The 18,754-nt window shown below is 45.9% G+C and carries 18 protein-coding genes; 14 read left to right on the forward strand and 4 right to left on the reverse strand.

Going from position 1 to position 18,754, the window contains the following annotated elements:
- Positions 1–3: 3 nt before the first annotated feature.
- Positions 4–363 (reverse strand): winged helix-turn-helix transcriptional regulator, encoded by a 360-nt coding sequence (locus CHH53_RS15845; RefSeq protein ID WP_095217113.1) that lies wholly within the window; start codon positions 361–363, stop codon positions 4–6.
- Between the two features lie 137 nt (positions 364–500).
- On the opposite strand from CHH53_RS15845, the gene CHH53_RS15850 reads away from it, so the two are divergent.
- Together CHH53_RS15850 and CHH53_RS15855 are read left to right on the forward strand one after the other, a co-directional pair.
- Positions 501–1,700, forward strand: a complete 1,200-nt coding sequence (locus CHH53_RS15850; RefSeq protein WP_095217114.1) for an MFS transporter — start codon at positions 501–503, stop codon at positions 1,698–1,700.
- Positions 1,678–2,505: an aldo/keto reductase gene (locus CHH53_RS15855; protein WP_095217115.1), complete on the forward strand. Its 828-nt coding sequence runs from the start codon at positions 1,678–1,680 to the stop codon at positions 2,503–2,505. The genes CHH53_RS15850 and CHH53_RS15855 overlap by 23 nt, the downstream gene beginning before the upstream one ends.
- Positions 2,506–2,547: 42 nt before the next feature.
- Here CHH53_RS15855 and CHH53_RS15860 read toward each other — a convergent pair whose 3' ends face one another.
- Entirely contained in the window at positions 2,548–5,979 is a 3,432-nt protein-coding gene (locus CHH53_RS15860; protein ID WP_095217116.1) for a hypothetical protein, read from the reverse strand.
- A 158-nt stretch (positions 5,980–6,137) separates the two neighbouring features.
- Between CHH53_RS15860 and fabI the strand changes: the two genes are divergently transcribed.
- The 10 genes from fabI to CHH53_RS15910 all read left to right on the forward strand — a co-directional run bounded on the left by fabI (position 6,138) and on the right by CHH53_RS15910 (position 15,344).
- Complete coding sequence (gene fabI, locus CHH53_RS15865; RefSeq protein ID WP_095217117.1) at positions 6,138–6,920, forward strand: enoyl-ACP reductase FabI; 783 nt, start codon at positions 6,138–6,140, stop codon at positions 6,918–6,920.
- 250 nt (positions 6,921–7,170) lie between these two features.
- Entirely contained in the window at positions 7,171–7,554 is a 384-nt protein-coding gene (locus CHH53_RS15870; RefSeq protein WP_095217118.1) for a GntR family transcriptional regulator, read from the forward strand.
- On the forward strand, positions 7,551–8,447 hold the full coding sequence (locus CHH53_RS15875) for an ABC transporter ATP-binding protein (protein WP_095217119.1): 897 nt from the start codon (positions 7,551–7,553) through the stop codon (positions 8,445–8,447). The genes CHH53_RS15870 and CHH53_RS15875 overlap by 4 nt, the downstream gene beginning before the upstream one ends.
- Positions 8,422–10,353 carry a DUF6449 domain-containing protein gene (locus tag CHH53_RS15880; RefSeq protein WP_095217120.1) on the forward strand — a complete coding sequence of 644 codons (1,932 nt, stop codon included), beginning with the start codon at positions 8,422–8,424 and terminating at the stop codon, positions 10,351–10,353. Before CHH53_RS15875 ends, CHH53_RS15880 begins: the two co-directional genes overlap by 26 nt.
- A 3-nt stretch (positions 10,354–10,356) precedes the next feature.
- Positions 10,357–10,902, forward strand: a complete 546-nt coding sequence (locus CHH53_RS15885; protein WP_095217121.1) for an RNA polymerase sigma factor — start codon at positions 10,357–10,359, stop codon at positions 10,900–10,902.
- A gap of 122 nt (positions 10,903–11,024) precedes the next feature.
- A complete protein-coding gene (locus tag CHH53_RS15890; RefSeq protein WP_095217122.1) occupies positions 11,025–11,957 on the forward strand; it encodes a nucleoside hydrolase in 933 nt (310 codons plus the stop codon).
- Between the two features lie 134 nt (positions 11,958–12,091).
- The gene (locus tag CHH53_RS15895) at positions 12,092–12,958 is read left to right on the forward strand and encodes an STAS domain-containing protein (protein WP_095217123.1); all 867 of its coding nucleotides are present in this window, start codon (positions 12,092–12,094) and stop codon (positions 12,956–12,958) included.
- A gap of 23 nt (positions 12,959–12,981) precedes the next feature.
- Positions 12,982–13,881, forward strand: a complete 900-nt coding sequence (locus tag CHH53_RS15900) for an alpha/beta fold hydrolase (RefSeq protein ID WP_095217124.1) — start codon at positions 12,982–12,984, stop codon at positions 13,879–13,881.
- Positions 13,878–14,687 carry a histidinol-phosphatase gene (locus CHH53_RS15905; protein WP_095217125.1) on the forward strand — a complete coding sequence of 270 codons (810 nt, stop codon included), beginning with the start codon at positions 13,878–13,880 and terminating at the stop codon, positions 14,685–14,687. The genes CHH53_RS15900 and CHH53_RS15905 overlap by 4 nt, the downstream gene beginning before the upstream one ends.
- 78 nt (positions 14,688–14,765) lie before the next feature.
- A complete protein-coding gene (locus tag CHH53_RS15910) occupies positions 14,766–15,344 on the forward strand; it encodes a hypothetical protein (RefSeq protein WP_158221587.1) in 579 nt (192 codons plus the stop codon).
- Between the two features lie 29 nt (positions 15,345–15,373).
- Here CHH53_RS15910 and CHH53_RS17810 read toward each other — a convergent pair whose 3' ends face one another.
- On the reverse strand, positions 15,374–16,201 hold the full coding sequence (locus CHH53_RS17810; protein WP_095217127.1) for a methyl-accepting chemotaxis protein: 828 nt from the start codon (positions 16,199–16,201) through the stop codon (positions 15,374–15,376).
- Between the two features lie 15 nt (positions 16,202–16,216).
- A complete protein-coding gene (locus tag CHH53_RS17815) occupies positions 16,217–17,056 on the reverse strand; it encodes a methyl-accepting chemotaxis protein (RefSeq protein WP_304442502.1) in 840 nt (279 codons plus the stop codon).
- A 156-nt stretch (positions 17,057–17,212) separates the two neighbouring features.
- Between CHH53_RS17815 and CHH53_RS15925 the strand changes: the two genes are divergently transcribed.
- Together CHH53_RS15925 and CHH53_RS15930 are read left to right on the forward strand one after the other, a co-directional pair.
- Entirely contained in the window at positions 17,213–17,986 is a 774-nt protein-coding gene (locus CHH53_RS15925) for an SDR family oxidoreductase (protein WP_095217129.1), read from the forward strand.
- Between the two features lie 109 nt (positions 17,987–18,095).
- On the forward strand, positions 18,096–18,284 hold the full coding sequence (locus tag CHH53_RS15930; RefSeq protein WP_095217130.1) for a hypothetical protein: 189 nt from the start codon (positions 18,096–18,098) through the stop codon (positions 18,282–18,284).
- The last annotated feature ends 470 nt before the right edge of the window (positions 18,285–18,754 follow it).

Below are 18,754 nucleotides of genomic sequence, written 5' to 3' on the forward strand. Positions count from 1 at the left end.
TTTTTATTCGTTCAGATATGTTTTTTCGAGATAGTCCTCTTTATTGCCATACACTTTGACGATATGTGATTCCCCCCAGCTGCATAAGGAATCGAGAATTCCTTTCAGACTCCATCCATATTCACTAAGCTCATATTCGACTCGCGGCGGAAGTTCGTGATATTGAATTCGGTTGATGATTCCATCTGCTTCCAATTCCCGAAGCTGCTGAGTGAGCATTTTCTGGGAGATATTCGGCATGAGCCTCTTCAATTCGCTCGTTCTTCTCTTTCCATGCGTCAGATGACATAGGATGACAGTCTTCCACTTCCCGCCGATTACTTCCAGCGTTGCTTCCACGGATATATTATATTTTTTCTTCAAGCTATTTCCTCCTTTAATAGGTACTAAAAGGTACCTATAGCACAAAAAAGTATGTACTGTTCAAGCTGTACCTTATACGACATAATATCATTACTCCAGCAAAAGCGGGAGATAAAAGAACGGAAAGGAAACGTAGTATGAAAGGGAAACAAACGTTTGCCTTGATCGCCTTGGCTATTACAGCTTTTGCGATCGGCACAACAGAATTCATCAGTGTCGGTCTGTTGCCGCTGATTGCGGATGACTTTCAATCATCAGTGCAGGCGGCCGGACTTACCGTATCCCTATATGCCATCGGGGTCGTTATCGGAGCTCCGATCCTGACACCGATGCTTTCCAGCATACCGAAAAAGAAGCAGCTTCTTTTGGTCGTGCTAGTCTTTTTGATAGGTAATAGTATAGCCGCTGCCGCTCCGAGTATGTCCATTTTACTTGCGGCGCGTTTCATATCAGCTTTGGCACATGGCGTATTCATGTCGATCGGCTCGACGATTGCTGCCAGTCTGGTTCCGCAGGATAAGCGGGCTGGAGCGATCAGTATCATGTTCACAGGACTTACTGTCGCCACCATCACCGGAGTTCCATTCGGTACATTCATCGGGCAGCAGCTGGATTGGCGATTGGCATTTCTATTTATAGTGGTGATTGGACTTTTCGCTGGGCTGGCTAATTTGGCTTTGCTGCCGAATAACCTTCCTAAAGGTGTAAAAGTACATCTGAAAGATCAAGGGAGCCTTTTGCGATCGGTGCCTATCTTGCTCGTTCTTATCATCACGGCGCTAGGCTATGGTGGTACATTCGTCGTCTTTACGTATTTGTCACCACTGCTGCAGCAAATAAGCGGATTCCAGCCAGAGACAGTGACGTGGCTGCTGCTGGTGTACGGTGTGGCAGTTGCCATCGGAAATATTGCTGGAGGTAAGCTTGCCAATAAACGGCCCGTCCATGCTTTATTTTATATGTTCATCATACAAGCAGTCGTGCTGGCAGCTTTGTATATCACGCTGCCGGTCAAATGGGTCGGTTTGATCTTTATATTGCTGATGGGATTATTCGCGTTCATGAACGTTCCAGGTTTGCAATCCTATATCGTTGTGCTTGCGGAGCGGCTTGCACCGCAGGCAGTCGATGTTGCATCTGCTTGGAATATAGCTGCTTTCAATGCCGGTATTGCCCTTGGCTCTTATTTGGGTGGAGTAATCACGGATCAATTCGATCTCCTCCATACAAGCTGGGTAGCGGCCATCATGGTTGCAGCAGCAGTCGGTTTAACGGCAATTTCGAGGAAATTGGAAAACAAAGGAGAAATATCTCATGAAATCAGTAAAGCTCAATAATGGCAATTCTATGCCGATGCTAGGTTACGGCGTCTTTCGTGTAAAAGATGGAAATGAACTGGCTGATAAGGTTTATTTTGCCATCGAACAAGGCTATCGCAGCATTGATACAGCGGCGATTTATGGTAATGAAGCAAGTGTCGGGGAAGGGATCAATCGGGCCATTGAAGCAGGGATTGTGAAAAGGGATGAGTTGTTTGTCACCTCTAAAGTGTGGAATGCAGGCCTGACGTCCGACCAGACGAAAGCAGCTTATGACGAAAGTCTGGAAAAGATGCAGCTGGACTATTTGGACCTTTATTTGATTCACTGGCCGGGAAAAGATAAGTTCAAAGAGCCTTATCGAGCACTGGAGGAACTTTACAAAGATGAGAAAGTGAAGGCGATCGGCGTCAGCAACTTCCAAGTGCATCATTTGGAAGAATTGCTAAGTACCGCATCCATCGTGCCTGCAGTCAATCAGGTAGAATTCCATCCCCGTCTGATCCAAGAAGAACTTCGGGCGTATATGGAAGGTAAGGGAATACTGCTGGAAGCGTGGTCTCCGCTTATGAACGGTGAACTCCTAGGACATCCATTGCTCCAGGAGCTATCTGGAAAATACAGCAAGTCTCCGGCACAAATCGTTCTTCGCTGGGATATCGAGCATGGTGGTATCACAATCCCGAAATCGATGACAGATAGAAGGATCATCGAAAACAAAGATATCTTTGATTTTGAGATTGATCCAGCGGATATGGAGCGTTTGGACCAATTGGATGATGGTACGCGCAGCGGACCGCACCCGGATGAATTTGATTTCTGATCAAAATAAAGCAGCTGTCTTTTGCAGACAGCTGCTCATTTTTTATTTGTATTGTTTCAGCCATTGTCTCCACTTTGATTTTACGGCTTTCAGCAAGGATTCAGCGGTTTTGTCATGCTTTTGTTTCTGGTATTCCATGTAGCTGGCAGAAGCAATCAGGAGTAAGCCTGCCCCGATAAGGTAAAGCCACCAAGGTGCGCTGCCCCAGAGCATACGGGTGTTGAAGAATAAATTAAATGCAACGGTGATGGTCCCTGTCAGGAAGTATGCACGATATTTCCGTAAAAATCCGGTGACAGCTGCTGCCAAGGAGAGGCTGCCAAGGGACAGTGCATCATAAATCGTCATTGTAGACAATCCATCTATCACAAGAATACCAAAGCCAATGGATAACAAAATCAGCTCAATATGCGGCGTCACAGCCGGATCATAAAAGAACAGACGCAAAATGATCAGCACTAGCAAGGCAATCGGTACAATGTATAACTCTGTCGTTAAATATGGACTGATATCCGCAATCTGAAGCGCAAGTATATATGGATACAGACAGGATATGATGGCGGACAGCCGAATATAGCGCTTCTCGGCTGCAGGTGCCGTGTATCTGCCGATTGCAAATAACAATGCTGGTACGGTCAAACCAAATAACGTATCTGCCAAGCCTGATTCATAAGCAATGACGCCAGCCAGGCTGCCGATGAATGCATAAACGATGGCTGAGATCCGGTAAATATCCACTCTATTCCAGACAGAGTCCTTATCAGTTTTGGCAACGAAGGATCGGTAGTTGCTGAAGCTGACAACAGCCAAGCCTATTGCGCCAGCAAGCAGTAAGTAAGCTGTCCGGATGCCCTCGCCTATTGTGCCATACAAAAGGATGATGGCTAGAAGCAGGAACAATGTGCAGGAAGACACGAGGTCCAACCGCCACTTGTACTGCTGATAAACTGCAATCGAACCAACGATGATGGATAATAAAATGATTTGCCAGGAGAACAAAATGGCAAGCTCCATCAAAGCGAATAGCAGCATGGAATTATAAATGGCCAAAAGGCTGAGTCTCAGGAAATTGCGCCACTTTGGCAGCAGTGCATACACACTGGCTGTGCAAATCGCTGTCAGTGCTGCAGCTAATGTCATCGGATGGGTCAAACTCGTGTACTGATACAAGTGTGTGATTGCCAGGATGAAGATCATGAAAATACTGACATTGGCAAAGATGAACTTCTCCGCAACTCTCGGTGCCCGATGTGCAGAAAAAACAAACTGGGCAAGCGGTAGGAACAGCCAGGCTGGCGGAATCAGCTCAAGACTTTGCGCAAGGAATACCCACATGATGGCGAATACAGCGACAGCATGACTGCACCAGAAGAAATACACAGCTCCGATCAGCGTTCGTCTTTGAATGAAGAAGCTTCCAGCAAACAAAAGCAAGGCGCATGCAATTATAGAACCGGCGGCAGCATTAGGACCTTCGATTCCAAGTAAGTTCTGAAGGGATGCATAAGACACAATCATCGAACAAAGCACAGCTGCCCACAATGGATGCTTGCGGAATATGGCAAGGGCAATGAACTGGATGCCGACATTGACCAGAGTGACCGCCGTGACTGTGATGGACGGCAGATTCCATGATAAGATGGCTATCAAAGCAGCCAAGCCCTGCAGGATCTGACCGGTCAGGAAGAATGACAGAAATAAGGGACGATACTGGTATTTGCGGCATAGGAAAGCGATGGCCAAAGCGATCATCGCAATCAAAGTTGCATGACCGGAAATACCGAATTGCTGCTGATAGAATTCATTTTCCGTATACAGTCTGTAACCGCCAAGATACAGGGCGGCAATCAAGCTGACAGGTGTAATGATTTTACTGATGAGAACGATTTCGTTGTTCTCTTTGCTGTAACAAAAGAAGCCGGCTGCAGCCATCAGTAAGAGGAGATAGCTGTTTGCCTCGTAAAAGCCATGCTGATGATTCACAAGGAATAAAGGAATGACTAGACCAACAGAAGTCCAAATGAGGCTTCCTTGGAATGGTTTCAAAATCGTCTTTTGCGGCCATATATAACAATATGCCAGCCCGATGAAAGCCAATGTTGCAAATATGCTTGTGCGCAGCCAAATCGGTGCCCCGACCATATAAAGCAGCCAGTAAACGACAACTAATAATAGCCCGACACTTGGATAGCTATAATGGACATTCCGTGATGCTGCCGTCCACACTGTATATTGGAGGAGCAGGAACAAGATTCCGATCAAGTACGCCCAATCAAAAGTGAAATAATAGATAAGAACCGTGAAAATAATGAAAAGAAAACCGTTTATAGCATGGATCAAGCATTCATAGACTATTTGCATCCATCTTGGTAAATTCCAAGTCAATAACACTAAAATGAATCCGATGGAAAGGAATTGACCAAGAAACATGTTGAAATAAGAATCAATCTCCAGAAGGAGCAGGATACCTGAAATCAAAGTGAAAGCCATGAACCCGAAATGATAAAGCCTGCTGAAATTCTTGGCAGCCAGGATCAAAGCGCTGATTCCGATCAGCAGCAAAGTCAGGTCATAAGTGATGGCACTGCTCATGAGAAGGATGGTGATGATTGCTTCCGTTCCAAGCTTCATTTGCAGATAATAGGGCCAATAGTGCTGCAGTGCCTCCAGTCTGAATGATTTGCGGATCCTTCGCTCGAATAGAAGCAGCAAGATATTGGCCAGCTGTAAACAAAATAAGAAGGCGCTGTACGTGGTCGTCACATACAGCAATGCCGAGATCAATGTGGTCGATAAACCGGCATAGGTCACCCAAATGAATGCTTTGGAACCTGTACGCGCTGCCACGGAATAGTACAAGGCAGTACAGCCGAATGCTGCGATTGTCCCTATCAAAGCTGCCCCATCACCGCCGAAGGACAAATAGCTGCCGAACAGCTGATAATAAGAAGCTGAGAAAATAACAATCGGCACGAACAGTGCTGCCAGCATCAAGAAGGCGAAGGCAGTCTGCGGGATGGCAACCTTATAGCTGATATAGCTCAGCCCTGCGAACAGGAAAGGAATCAAACTGATCAAGAGCACTTTTCCTAAAGAAGAGAAGTTCCCCCAGTTGGAAGTGCCAAGATATAATCCGCCGAAAAACAGCATGATGATTCCAAGGACAAGGATGATCGTCAGATTGCGTTCCCGGATTTGCTCGGGAGTCTTTTGTTTTATAGGCTTTGGGCTGACGGATGCATGACTTGTCATGGCAGGTTTTCGCAAAACTTGCATCTGTTCCGTGGCTGCAGCTGTCTGCTGCTCAGGCGGCGAAGCTTTTTTAGCCTGAGCTGAGGCATCCCCAATCCGTTTGGTTCGGTAACCTGTCAAAACACTTCCGTATGTTTCCTTAGATATGTAGCCTTGCGCGAATAAATCCTGGAGCTTCTGTTCAAATAGATCCCCGGATTTATCAGGAGGCGTATTATCCATTTTTTCACCCCCACGATGAGATGGTTTTAATTTCCACATCTCATTATATAGAAGTGTGACTTGTCTGAAAAGACGCGTCATTCCTTTCATTTCGGTTTTCTGTTATGATAGGCGGTAGAAAACGTGAACGAGGCTGTTCATATAGAAGGAGAATGAATATGAAGGATTTTCTACAATTAAAGGATAAGCACATCGTGATCATGGGTGTGGCGAATGATCGCAGCATTGCGTGGGGCGTTGCGCAATCGTTATATGCTGCTGGTGCGAAACTGATTTTTACATACCGTCAGGAGCGTTCCGCCAAAAAGCTGAACAAGCTGCTGGAGAAAAATGAGATGGAAGCGGCAGTCATCCAATGTGATGTCAATGATGATGACAGCATTGCTTCTGCATTTGCTGAAATCAAGGAAAAATACACAACTGTCCACGGACTGGTGCATTCTGTTGCGCATGCTCACAAAGAGGATCTGAACGGCGATTTCATCGATACTTCCCGTGATGGCTATGCATTTGCGCAAGATACAAGTGCCTATTCGCTTGTAGCTGTAGCGAAAGCAGTCCGCCCGCTGATGACAGAAGGCGGTTCAATCGTGACGATGAGCTATCTAGGAGCTGACCGTGTGCTTCAAGGCTATAATGTCATGGGTGTTGCAAAGGCTGCCTTGGAAGCAAGCGTGCGCTATCTGGCCAATGACCTTGGCCCGGATAATATCCGTATCAACGCCATTTCTGCAGGTCCAATCCGTACATTGGCCGCAAAAGGTGTACCATCTTTCAATGACATTCTTTCCAAGGTGGAAGAAACGGCACCGCTTCGCCGCAATGTATCTGCCGAGGAAGTAGGCGACATGACTGTCGGTCTTTTAGGTGCATTATCCCGAGGCGTGACTGGTGAAATCGTTTATGTGGATGCTGGTTTCAACATCATCGGCATCGGCTGATTTATTTTTAAACCCGCACTGATCGTTTGATTGGTGCGGGTTTTTTATATATCTGAAAATGACCACCCGCAATGGGGAGGCATGCATTTATAAGGGCTGATTTCTTGGAAAAGCCAGATTGATGTGATCTGGCTTTTTGTTTATGGAAAAAAGTTCTTTGCAATTGGTGAACGTTAGTGTATACTTCGGTGTATCAAGTGTACTACTATAACTAATACAGTTAATACAGAAGCCTGGATGAGGTGAATTCATGTTCGAACTTGACTTGCGAAGCGGCAAACCAATTTATGAACAAATCGTGGATAAGTTCAAGGAATTGATCATCAATCAGGTGCTGGAAACAGACGAGAAGCTCCCTTCGGTACGGGAACTTGCCCAGCAGCTGACGATCAATCCGAATACAATCCAAAAAGCATACCGTGAATTAGAAAATCAGGAATTGATTTATTCCGTGAAGGGACGGGGGAGTTTCGTGAATGCGATTAACGAAAAGGTCGATCCGCAAAAAGTGAAGCGAATGCAGGAAGAATTGAAAAAGCTGCTGACTGAAGCGCTGTATATCGGGATGTCGGCTGATGAAATTCGGGATATAGTGGAGCAGCAGCTGCGTAATGGGGGAGGGAGCGACACATGATCAAAGCAGTGGAAATCAGTAAGAAGTTCGATCACAAGCAAGTGCTGGATCAGGTCGGTTTCCAAGTGAGAAAAGGGACGATCTACGGCCTGCTTGGCTCGAATGGTGCTGGGAAGACAACCATCATGCGTATCCTTGCCGGCATCCTGAAGCAGGACAGAGGCAGTGTGTTGATTGACGGCAAATCTGTATTTGAGAATGTGAAGCTGAAACAGCGCATCATTTTCATGCCGGACATCCTTTACTTTTTCCCGCAATATACAGTGAAGCAAATGGGGCAGTATTATGCGGAAATGTACGCAGGGTGGGATCAGCAGCGTTACGATCAGCTGATCAGCCAATTCAAGCTGGAGAACAAGAAAGTAGCGACCTTTTCAAAAGGAATGCAGCGGCAAGTGGCTTTCTGCCTGGCTTTGGCAGCCAAGCCGGACTATCTGATCATGGATGAACCACTGGATGGGTTGGACGCAGTCGTGCGTCAGCGGATAAAAGGACTGCTCATCAAAGATGTTGCGGAAAGGGAAATGACCGTGATCATCTCTTCCCACAACCTGCGGGAAATGGAAAATCTCTGTGATGATGTCGGTATCGTACATAAAGGAAAAATGGTGCTGGAGCGCAACCTGGATGATATGAAAACAGAGGTGCAGAAGGTCCAATTCGCATTACGGAAGGGTCAGGATATGAGCTTTTTGGATAAGCTCCACATCCTTCATCAGGAAAAACGAGGCAGTATTCATCTGCTGATCGTCAAAGCGGAGCGTCAGGAAGCAGAAGCGATACTTGCAGCACAAAATCCTGTCGTGCTTGATATGCTCCCGCTATCCCTGGAAGAGATCTTTATTTATGAAATGGGAGGTGCCGGCTATGCCATTGAAAACGTCCTTGATTAAGAAACAGCTTATTAACTTTGATATTCGACAGGTCGGCTGGCTCAGTGTGCTGTATTTCTTGGCGCTGTTTTTCATTTTGCCACTACAAATAATCATCCAGTATACGGATCCGCAGTCGAGACAGTATATGGAAAAAGGAGATTTATTCGTATATTCTCCTGATATCCAATGGATCCTCTCCATAACAGTGCCGGTCCTTTTGGCAATATTGCTGTTTCGTTACTTGCATAAAAAACAGGTATCCGATTTCGTTCACAGTATGCCTATCAAAAGGGTGTCCTTGTTCCATCATCATTTGATCACGGGTATGGTATTGTTGATTATTCCCATTTTACTGAATGCGCTACTTCTTTTGGCTTTACGTGCTTTTGCTGATATAGGGGATTATTTCACTGCCATGCATGTTTTAGCCTGGCTGGGTGTGCTGTTATTCCTGAATACTCTCATGCTGCTTGCCACAGTATTCACAGGGATGATCACGGGCATGTTTTCCATGCATTTCATACTCACTTATATCTTTGTGTTGCTGCCTGCCGGTCTTGTTCTGCTGGTGCTGGCAAACATGAGCATATTATTCGTCGGATTCCCAGTTGAATATTACTTGGAATTGGCAATTCACAAATTTTCGCCAATCTCTTATTTCTTTGTTAACTTCACTGCTACTTTGAATCTATCTTGGATTGTTATGTCAGCCTATACGGTGGCGGGCATCCTATTGTATCTTGCTGCATTATGGCTGTATGTCCACCGGCGGATAGAAGCAACATCCCAGGCAATCGTGTATCCTTTTATGCAGCCTGTCTTCCGATATGGTGTGACTTTCTGCTTTATGATGGCAGGGGGATACTATTTTCATGTGGCATCGTCTTCTTTCGGTTGGGTGTTATTCGGCTATGCGGTGGGATCGCTGATTGGTTTCATCATCGCCGAAGCAATACTGAGCAAGACATGGCGTATATACAATAGCTATAAATCATATCTGGCTTTCGTGATCTTCTTGGTCGTTGTGATGGTTGCTGCTAACCTTGCAAAAGGAAACTATGAAAATAGGATTCCTTCAGCTGATGCTGTAAAACAAGTGTATTTTGGGGACTTCTATAACTACACGGGAGAAATGGGAGACCCAGGCATCAAACCACTATATTTCACTGACAAGAAAGATATCGAATTGGTTCAGGAGCTGCATAGACAGGCCATAGAAGCTCCTGAAATAGATGGGTGGTATGAAGGTGATTTACGTACCGCGTTCTTTGTATATGAGATGAAAAACGGAAGTAAGGTAGTCCGATCTTATACGTATTCACTTGATGATGATCCGGAGCTGAAAAAACTCCAGTATGAAATCGAGGGATTGAATGCGTATAAGCATGCGAATAATCCGGTCTTCAATATAGCGTCGAGTGAAGTGTATGGTGTGGATGTACAATCAAATAATATTAAACAAAGCAGTACTACCATATCAGATCCAGAGTTGATTGACAGGCTTATAGAAGCTGTTAGAAAGGATATTGAGCTTGCGGATCCACAAACTGATCTGGAAGAAGTGCGTACTTATTCCATGGACCTATTGACAAATAAAGATCAAGGCTACTATTATCTCGAATTTGACGATAGTTATAAAAATACAATCAACGTATTGGAAGATGCGGGAGTGTATGAAGATTTACGCGTGTATCCGGATGATATATCCAGCATCAAATTAGAAGATTTTGAAAGAAACAATACAGTGACGGTAGAGAATAGAAAGGATATCGAGTATATCCTGAACCACGTCATTTACTATAGTGAAAACGAAGATTCTTATTATGTAAGGTTCAGCCTCAACAGGGGACAAAGCATGCAGGATGAACTGTCGATTGAATACGACGACCTTCCTGAATCAATCAAAAACCAACTGGAGGAATAAAACGTGGCAAGCGAATGTGTGTATGTGATGGACTCGGTATTTCAGCATATCTATTCGCTCTACCATCGGCGGGTATATCGCGCGGCACGGAAGGTGCTGCGTGATCCGCAGCTGGCGGAGGATGCGGCGCAGGAAACATTCATCAAAGCTTACCGGAATCTGGACAAGCTGGGTGATATGGCAAAAGCGGGTGCGTGGCTGGCAACGATCGCTTCCCGCACGGCAATCGATATGCTGCGGAAAGAAGGGAAGAGAAAGTTCATCAGTATCGAGCTGGCCAGCTGGGAATTGGAGCAGCACTATCTAGAGCATATCGTCATCGAGGAAGTGGAGCTGCGGGAGACCAAACAGGAACTCCAGCAGGATATCCGGCAATTGAAGCCGAAGCTTCGGGAAGTACTGGCGCTGCGCTATGGGAAAGATATGAAAGAGAATGAGATCGCTGCTTCTTTATCCCTGCCGAAAGCAACAGTGAAAACAAGGCTATACCGCGCTAAAGCTGCTGTTAAACAAGCAAAGCTGCAGCGGGAGAGAATGGAGTGTATTTAAAGGATGCAGATAATCTGCATCCTTTTTTTACGAACTTTTTATTTTATTTATACTTGATTATATGTATAATTTAAGTGAAATTATGGTATTATCTAAATTATTGTTCGTGTTTGGGGTGTTTTATGAGGAAAAAACTGATTTTGGATGTGGATACAGGCATTGATGACGCAATCGGGATTCTGTTGGCTGTCCAGAGTGAAGAGTTGGAGCTTATCGGTATCACCACTGTCTGCGGAAATGTTTCGCTGGAAGCTGCGACAATGAATACGTGTAAGGTGCTTGATTTAATCGATGCACCAGCGATTCCTATTGTCCAAGGAAGTGAAGTGCCGTTGAAACGACAGCCTCATTTTGAACACAGGGTACATGGCACGGATGGAATTGGCGGAGCGCTGCAGGACGTTGTCTCAAGCAGGGGGATAGCAGGAGGAGAAGCAGCTGATTTCATGATCGAGCAAGTCATGGGAAATCCTGGCGATATCACCCTTGTCTGTACGGGGCCACTCACTAACTTGGCACTGGCAATTCAGCGAGAACCTGCCATTGTGAACAATGTGAAGGAAGTCATCTACATGGGCGGAGCCATCAATGGAGTCGGGAATGTCACGCCTGTTGCGGAGTTCAATATGTTTGCCGATCCGGAAGCTGCCAGCATTGTCCTGGAGGCCGGCATACCGAAGCTTACGCAGGTTGGGCTGGACGTTACGAAGAAAGCTTTGCTCGCCGAAGGGCATATGGAAGCAATTAAAGATCCGGTGCTGCATGATTTTGTGAAGACGAGTACTGCTACATATCGGAAAGCATTCTATGAACAGAATGGGATATGGGCTTGTGCCATGCATGATCCGCTGGCAGTCGGGGTACTCATCGATCCAACCTTGGTTGAAAAGACAGCCTGTTCCGTGGCAGTGGAAACAAACAGTACATACTGTGACGGTCAGACGGTCTGGGATCGCCAAGGAAAATGGGGTAAGCATGCGAATGTCCAAGTATGTATGAAAGTAGAAGCGGATCGTTTTCTTGCATTATTGGTTGCTGTGCTGAACCGTGCATAAAAGCTACTTGGGGGTATCCTTTTTCGTCCGGGAGTTTCCGCATAGTTAGATAGAAGGAGTCTGCGTCTGCAGGCTCTTTTTTATATATTCACGATAGAAGCGTTAACGCTGTTCGGATATAATGGAGGAAAATCATGAAGATGAAGGTGATTCGCATGCCGGACATAAATAAAGCACTCTACGATTACATCATGGATAGTGCTCCTCGAATAACGGATCGTTGGGCCTCTTTGCTGAATGAGTATAGAAATTCGATTTATGCGGAGGACGCTGGTGAAGAGATGCGTGCGAAACTTCGGAAACAGCATCGGATGACCATTGATACAGTGGCCTGTGCAATCCTGGGGGATGAAAAACGATATGAGAAGAATGTTAAGGCATGGGTGGATAAAGTGGCGAAGAGCCGAGTGCAGACGAATACTCCGATTCATGAAGTGCTGCAGGCAGTCGGTAAATCAGGCACAGTCATTTTGGAATTCATCGAATCGTTTACGGAAATGCATAAGCAGGATGTGACACCGGCCATGGTCATCGGCTGGTCGAAAAATCTCCATTGTGCATTAGATGAAGTTTTAAATAAATTTACGAAATTTTATTATGAGCTGATCGACAGGAAAATAAAGAGTCAGCGCGAACAAATTCATAAGACTAGTTCGCCTGTCATCCCGATCATGAAAGGTATGGGAGTTTTTCCGCTGGTTGGACATATCAGCGAGCGGCGGGCGCAGCTGATCATTCAATATATACCGCAGCTTTGCAAGGAGAAAGGCATCGAAACGCTTTTCATAGACTTGTCCGGAGCAAGTTTCAAGGAGACTTGTGTGAGGGAAAAGCTCAAGCAGATGGTGGAGATCCTGAATATGCTTGGAGTTGATTGTGCCATCTCGGGTCTGCGTCCCGATTCGGTGATGATTTTAGGAGGAAACAGGGAAGTGCAGGATATTTCTTTCTATCATTCTTTACAGCAGGCATTGGCGCAATATGGATTGACCCGCAGTTAATATCATATGTAGGGAGGATTGTAATGAGAGTCGAGCACTTGACAGTGAAAGCGAATGGACTGAATTTGCATATGGCTGCAGCAGGTCCGAATGATGGTAAATTGGTGATGCTTTTACATGGCTTCCCGGAATTCTGGTATGGGTGGAAGGAACAGATCGTACCGCTTGCAGAGCAAGGTTTCCGTGTGCTGGCGCTCGATCAGCGCGGATATAACCTGAGTGATAAGCCGGAGGGCGCTGATCATTATGTACTGGACGAGCTGCGTGATGATGTCTTGGCCGTCATGCGCGTTTTTCAAAGGGAAAAGGCCATCATCATCGGGCATGATTGGGGAGGGGCTGTCGGCTGGCACCTGGCAGTGACACGACCTGAGCATGTAGAAAAATTCATAGCCATCAATATGCCCCATCCTGCTGCCATGCCGAGGATATTTGCAACCCGGCCGTTGCAATGGTTCAAGAGTTCCTATATGGCCTTTTTCCAGATACAGGACGTTTCGGAACGTTCTTTGGCAGCGAATGATTATCGTGGCTTGACAATGGCGCTGACGAAATTCAGCCAAGCAGGCACGTTTTCTCCGTTGGATGTGGATCATTATAAGGAGGCGTGGGCTAAGCCTGGGGCGCTGACAGGTATGCTGAACTGGTATCGTGCGCTGACAGAGAAGAACAATTTCACCAGGTACGCCGAAAAGGATGCAGTCATGGTCCATGTGCCGACAAAGATCATCTGGGGAATCAAGGATCAATTCCTGTTAAAGAAATTGGCACAGGAATCCACTAAATTCTGTACGGATTATGAGCTGGTATATGTCGATGATGCGACGCACTGGGTGCATCACGAACAGCCGGAAATAGTCAATCGGCTGCTAAAAGAATTCTTGAAAGAGACAAGCCGAGTGGCAGAGGGGGCAGGAGTATGACGTTCGATTTGCATACACATCATTATCGATGCGGGCACGCGGAGGGTCAAATCGAAGACTACATCAAAGCTGCGATAGAAAAAGGATTGGAGTATATCGGAATCGCCGATCACTCTCCGTATTTCTATAGTGAGGAAGATCAGCTTTATCCTGGCATTGCGATGCCGATCAGCGGCTTTGAAGCTTATGTGCAGGAAGTGCTCCAGCTGAAAGAAAAATACAAGGACCAAATCCATGTGTTGCTGGGAGTGGAAAGTGATTTCTTTCCGCAGCATGCTGCATTATATGCGGACTACTATCGTAAATATCCATTCGATTATATCATCGGCTCGGTGCATTACGTGGATGAAGTGAATATCTTCAAGAAAGGAAGATGGGATGGCTTATCGGAAGCAGAGCATATCAGAGTGAAAGAAACCTATTATGATTTGATCCAGCAGTCGGCAAAAAGCGGCATCTTCCAAGTGCTTGGCCATATCGATGCAATGAAGGGCTTCTATCCTGCTTTTTCTGATATTCCTGCAGATCATGCCATCGAACAGACCTTGAAAGTGATCGGGGAAGCTGGTGTCGCCATTGAAGTGAATACATCGGGAAGTACGAAGGCAGTCGGCGGGTGGTACCCTTCCGATCGCATCCTTGAGCGGGCGCTGCATTATGGAGTGGATATTTCCTTCGGTTCAGATGCACATATACCATCCCGTATCGGCGAGGATTTTGATAAGGTGAAAGTGCGACTGAAGGATATTGGATTCAAGGAAATGGTCTACTTTGTCCAAAAGCAGAAAAAGTCGCTTCCGTTGTAAGGCTGTTTTTTGTTTACTTTCATTGGGAAGGGGTATGTATACACCAATAAAGCAAACAAAAAAGTCTAAGGAGTGTTCATGATGGTACAAGCACAAACAGCAGACAAGAACGAAGTGAAAGAACAGGCTAAAGCTGGCTCCAAACTATTGACAGGCGCAGTCGCTGGAGCGGTTACCGGCGCAGCAATCGTCTTGCTTAACAAACAGACGCGTCAGAAAGTATTCCAGAATGTCGGCATGGCAAAGGATACGGTCGTCAGCTTTGTAAAAGAAGCAAAACAAGATCCTCAGGGTACGAAAGAGCAAGTCATGAGCAAGGTACAGGATGCGACGGAGCTTGCCAAGGATGCAGCCAATGACGTAAAAAACGTCTATGACAAAGCGCAAAATGAAATCAAGTCCTCTGTCCAGGACGTTCAGGAAGATTCCAAATCGGCTCTTGGCACAGTAAAAGAAGCAAAAGATGACTTGAAGAATGCAGGCAGCAAAGCGAAGGAAGCTTCCACTAAGCTGATGGAAGCAAAACCGGAAAGTGCCCCTGATGACCCAATGACAAAGCCGAAGAATGAAGCCGATGGTTCAGATGAACAAAAGAGTCAGCCAACCGATAAGGCAACAGCAACTCCAGCAGCTCCCAACAATAAACAATCCATCTAAAAAATCGCCTCCAATCCGGAGGCGATTTTTTAATTGGTGATTTCTTTCATGTATTGTCCGATATCATTACTTTGTTTATCGAGGTTTTGAATATCCTCCATGAATTCCACCATCACGCGGGACTGCTCTTCAGAGGCGGTGGATACCTCGCCGATACTTAATGTCAGGTTCTCCATATTTGTCCGAATCTCCTGAAGCGACTGACCGATCGTTCCGACAGCTTCCTTCGTTCCGATGGAAAGCTTGCGTATCTCATCTGCCACGACACCAAAGCCCCTGCCGGCATCGCCGGAGCGAGCTGCTTCGATGGCTGCATTCAAGCCTAGCAAATTCGTCTGTGTCGAAATATCTTCGATTAATTGAACCACCTTGCTGATTTCCTGAGAGTTGGCGTTCGCATGGGATGCTTGATTATTGATATCCATGCTCGTGGCGGAGAGCTCCTCTGCTTGGGCTGCCACTTGCTGTACTTTTCCTTGCAGACTGCTGACAATGGCGCGTAATTCATCCAGCTCTTCGTCTAAAAGTTCTTCATCTTTCAGGGTTTTGGTAATCTGGATGACGCCGACGATTTCCCCATTTTCATCACGGATTGGATTGGCGGTATTTTGCATGCCGATACCATAGCGTTCTTTTGGGATATGGACCTGCACTTTTTCGCCTTGCAGCGCCCGTCGCAGCAAATCATTATCCTCTGTGAAGGCAAAGTCCCCAACCTTGATGCCCACATCCAAATCCTTGGAAGGGGAGAAATAAACGAAATTCTCCTTGTCTGTCACTGCTACAACATTGTTTTCCCCGATATTCTTTTTGATTTCCGGTGCTAAGTGGACCATTGCTTGTATTGTAGGATGCATTATCAGTCAACCTCCTTAACCTTGATTCGTCACTTTTTTCATTGTTTCGATGATTTGTTTGCTCTTTTCGTCCAAAGCCTGGATATCATCCATGAATTCGACCATGATGGCCGACTGCTCCTCGGAGGAAGTGGAAACTTCGTTGATGCTCAGTGTGAGATTCTCGATGCTGGAACGGATTTCCGATAGGGATTTGCCGATGGTTTGGACGGCTTCCTTCGTGTTATCGGATAACTTTCGGATTTCATCTGCCACAACCCCGAAGCCTTTTCCTGCTTCCCCTGAGCGGGCTGCCTCGATGGCTGCATTCAATCCAAGAAGGTTCGTCTGTGTGGAAATTTGTTCAATAAGCTGAACCACTTCCCCAATTTGGTGTGAGTTTTGATTGGCGCTGTTGGCTTGTTCGTTGATGTCACTACTTGTAGCCGAAAGCTCTTCTGCCTGGGCAGCTACGTGCTGTACCTTACCTTGAAGTGCATCGATCACATCATTCAATTTGCTAAGCTCTTTATCCAGCTTCGCTTGATGCTCCAATGTACGGGATAAGGATAATAAGCCAACGATTTCATTCGTTTCCATATCGCGGATCGGAGTTATGGAAGTGACGACTGGTGCACCAAGTTCTTCATAATCTTCAGTGATCGCAAAAACGATTTGTTCACCTTTGATGGCGCGAAGATAAACGTCATGTTCATCCAGTCTTGTTTTTCCCGCTTCGATGTCTAGAGTCAAGATTGTCGATGGGGCATAGTATACAAACTTCTCGGTATCCAGTACGCCCATTGCGGCTGTCGGTCCTAGAGTGTCCTTTATAATGGGGGCAATATTGACTACTGCCTGAATCGTAGAATTCATTGAACGATCTCCTCTGCACATGGTTTCTTCTTATATCGGTAAGAAGGACCAGGAAGTGAAGCGCTTCAAGTCTTATTTTGTCATAATTTGTAGAAAAGTTTTCATCCATTGAATTTTGGGAAAAGCAGAGAAGAACGATTCGGGAGGGTTATTCATATGTACAATGATCTGAAGGGAAAGACTGCCATCGTCACGGGTTCATCCAAAGGAATCGGCCGGGCAATTGCGGAACGTTTCGGACAAGAGGGCATGAATATTGTTGTCAACTACCGCGGAGATGAGGACGGTGCCAAACAAGCAGCTGAAAATATCCGTCAGGCAGGCGGGAAGGCTATCGTCATTCAAGCGGATGTATCCAAGAAAGACGAGGTGCAGCAACTGCTTGAGGGGGCATTGGAGGAATTCGGCGGAGTCGATGTAATGGTGAATAATTCTGGATTCAGTAAACCGGAGCCATTCCATGAAATGGATGAGGATACGTGGAGAAGTGTCCTGGATGTGAATCTTACGGGCACCTTCCTGGGCGGGCAAGCGGCTCTCCGCTATATGCTGGATAATGATATCAAAGGCAGCATCATCAATATAAGCAGTGTTCATCAGCAGATACCGAAGCCATCGGATAGTCATTATGCGGCATCAAAAGGCGGAATCAAGCTTCTGACGGAGACGATGGCTCTCGAGTATGCAAACAAGGGCATCCGGGTGAATGCCATTGCACCAGGAACGATTGCCACGGAGCGGAACGAAGATACAAAGCCGGAAAATGAAGCAAAGCAAATGAAAAAGATACCGATGCAATCCTTTGGCAAACCAGAAGAAATTGCAGCGGCAGCGGCATGGCTGGTATCCAAGGAAGCAAGCTATGTAACCGGCACGACTCTTTTCGTCGATGGCGGTATGACACTGTATCCTTCCCAGCTTGAATTGTGATAGGTGACAAAATAGTCACTTCCCTGCTGATAATGTTACCGGAAAAACAGGAGTGCGTCCCCGATTCCAGCTATTATGAGTGTAAGTAATAGTGAAGGAGAGGGTGGAAATGGAGCAGATCACTTTCGTCAGCGCTATGCTGATGCTTGGGATTACCTTTGTACTAACGACAGCTGCGATCCTATCCAATGGATTGAAGGTATTGTTCGACCTGACAAGCAATTACATGCGCGCAGCGGTTTTCTGTTTTGCCATCTACGTCATCTGCTTTAGCGCCTATCTTATTATCGCTAACTAAAAAAGCGCCTTTAGGGTGCTTTTTTTGAGCTTACGAATGGCTGTTATAAATAGGAGGCATAGTATATGACTGACTGATTATTCGCGTTTCTGTTGAGCAGGGATGACAGCCAAATCACAGCGAAAACCATTATACTTGCCAGAAGGGAAATCTCCATCCGATCCATTTGGAAGATGGTAGCTATAAGCATTCCGCAATCATAGTGAAACAGATGATTGATAGATTTTTCATTTCCTCCCTCCTTCACATAAACCATGAACCGTCTTAATGTGGAAGAGCAGCTCGATTCACAAGGAAGCAAGCTTATCATAGGAAGAGATAGCAGAAATTTATATTACGTTATTAGTGGTTTACTTCAATTTTTCTTCGTTATGAAAACAAAGAGGTTGGGACATAACTAATTCCCCAGTGCTTAAAACCGAATCTTATTCTTGAGCCCTGCTTCGGCAGGACACACCGCTTTCCGCGGA

Origin of the sequence: Terribacillus sp. 7520-G (assembly GCF_002271665.1) — a bacterium.
Lineage (GTDB): Bacteria > Bacillota > Bacilli > Bacillales > Amphibacillaceae > Terribacillus.

What these genes read in the sequence shown, in the direction of transcription:
- CHH53_RS15850 (WP_095217114.1), top strand. Translation starts at nt 501, where the DNA reads ATGAAAGGGAAACAAACGTTTGCCTTGATCGCCTTGGCTATTACAGCT.
- CHH53_RS15855 (WP_095217115.1), top strand. Translation starts at nt 1,678, where the DNA reads ATGAAATCAGTAAAGCTCAATAATGGCAATTCTATGCCGATGCTAGGT.
- CHH53_RS15860 (WP_095217116.1), bottom strand. Translation starts at nt 5,979, where the DNA reads ATGGATAATACGCCTCCTGATAAATCCGGGGATCTATTTGAACAGAAG.
- fabI (WP_095217117.1), top strand. Translation starts at nt 6,138, where the DNA reads ATGAAGGATTTTCTACAATTAAAGGATAAGCACATCGTGATCATGGGT.
- CHH53_RS15870 (WP_095217118.1), top strand. Translation starts at nt 7,171, where the DNA reads ATGTTCGAACTTGACTTGCGAAGCGGCAAACCAATTTATGAACAAATC.
- CHH53_RS15875 (WP_095217119.1), top strand. Translation starts at nt 7,551, where the DNA reads ATGATCAAAGCAGTGGAAATCAGTAAGAAGTTCGATCACAAGCAAGTG.
- CHH53_RS15880 (WP_095217120.1), top strand. Translation starts at nt 8,422, where the DNA reads ATGCCATTGAAAACGTCCTTGATTAAGAAACAGCTTATTAACTTTGAT.
- CHH53_RS15890 (WP_095217122.1), top strand. Translation starts at nt 11,025, where the DNA reads ATGAGGAAAAAACTGATTTTGGATGTGGATACAGGCATTGATGACGCA.
- CHH53_RS15895 (WP_095217123.1), top strand. Translation starts at nt 12,092, where the DNA reads ATGAAGATGAAGGTGATTCGCATGCCGGACATAAATAAAGCACTCTAC.
- CHH53_RS15900 (WP_095217124.1), top strand. Translation starts at nt 12,982, where the DNA reads ATGAGAGTCGAGCACTTGACAGTGAAAGCGAATGGACTGAATTTGCAT.
- CHH53_RS15905 (WP_095217125.1), top strand. Translation starts at nt 13,878, where the DNA reads ATGACGTTCGATTTGCATACACATCATTATCGATGCGGGCACGCGGAG.
- CHH53_RS15910 (WP_158221587.1), top strand. Translation starts at nt 14,766, where the DNA reads ATGATGGTACAAGCACAAACAGCAGACAAGAACGAAGTGAAAGAACAG.
- CHH53_RS17810 (WP_095217127.1), bottom strand. Translation starts at nt 16,201, where the DNA reads ATGCATCCTACAATACAAGCAATGGTCCACTTAGCACCGGAAATCAAA.
- CHH53_RS17815 (WP_304442502.1), bottom strand. Translation starts at nt 17,056, where the DNA reads ATGAATTCTACGATTCAGGCAGTAGTCAATATTGCCCCCATTATAAAG.
- CHH53_RS15925 (WP_095217129.1), top strand. Translation starts at nt 17,213, where the DNA reads ATGTACAATGATCTGAAGGGAAAGACTGCCATCGTCACGGGTTCATCC.
- CHH53_RS15930 (WP_095217130.1), top strand. Translation starts at nt 18,096, where the DNA reads ATGGAGCAGATCACTTTCGTCAGCGCTATGCTGATGCTTGGGATTACC.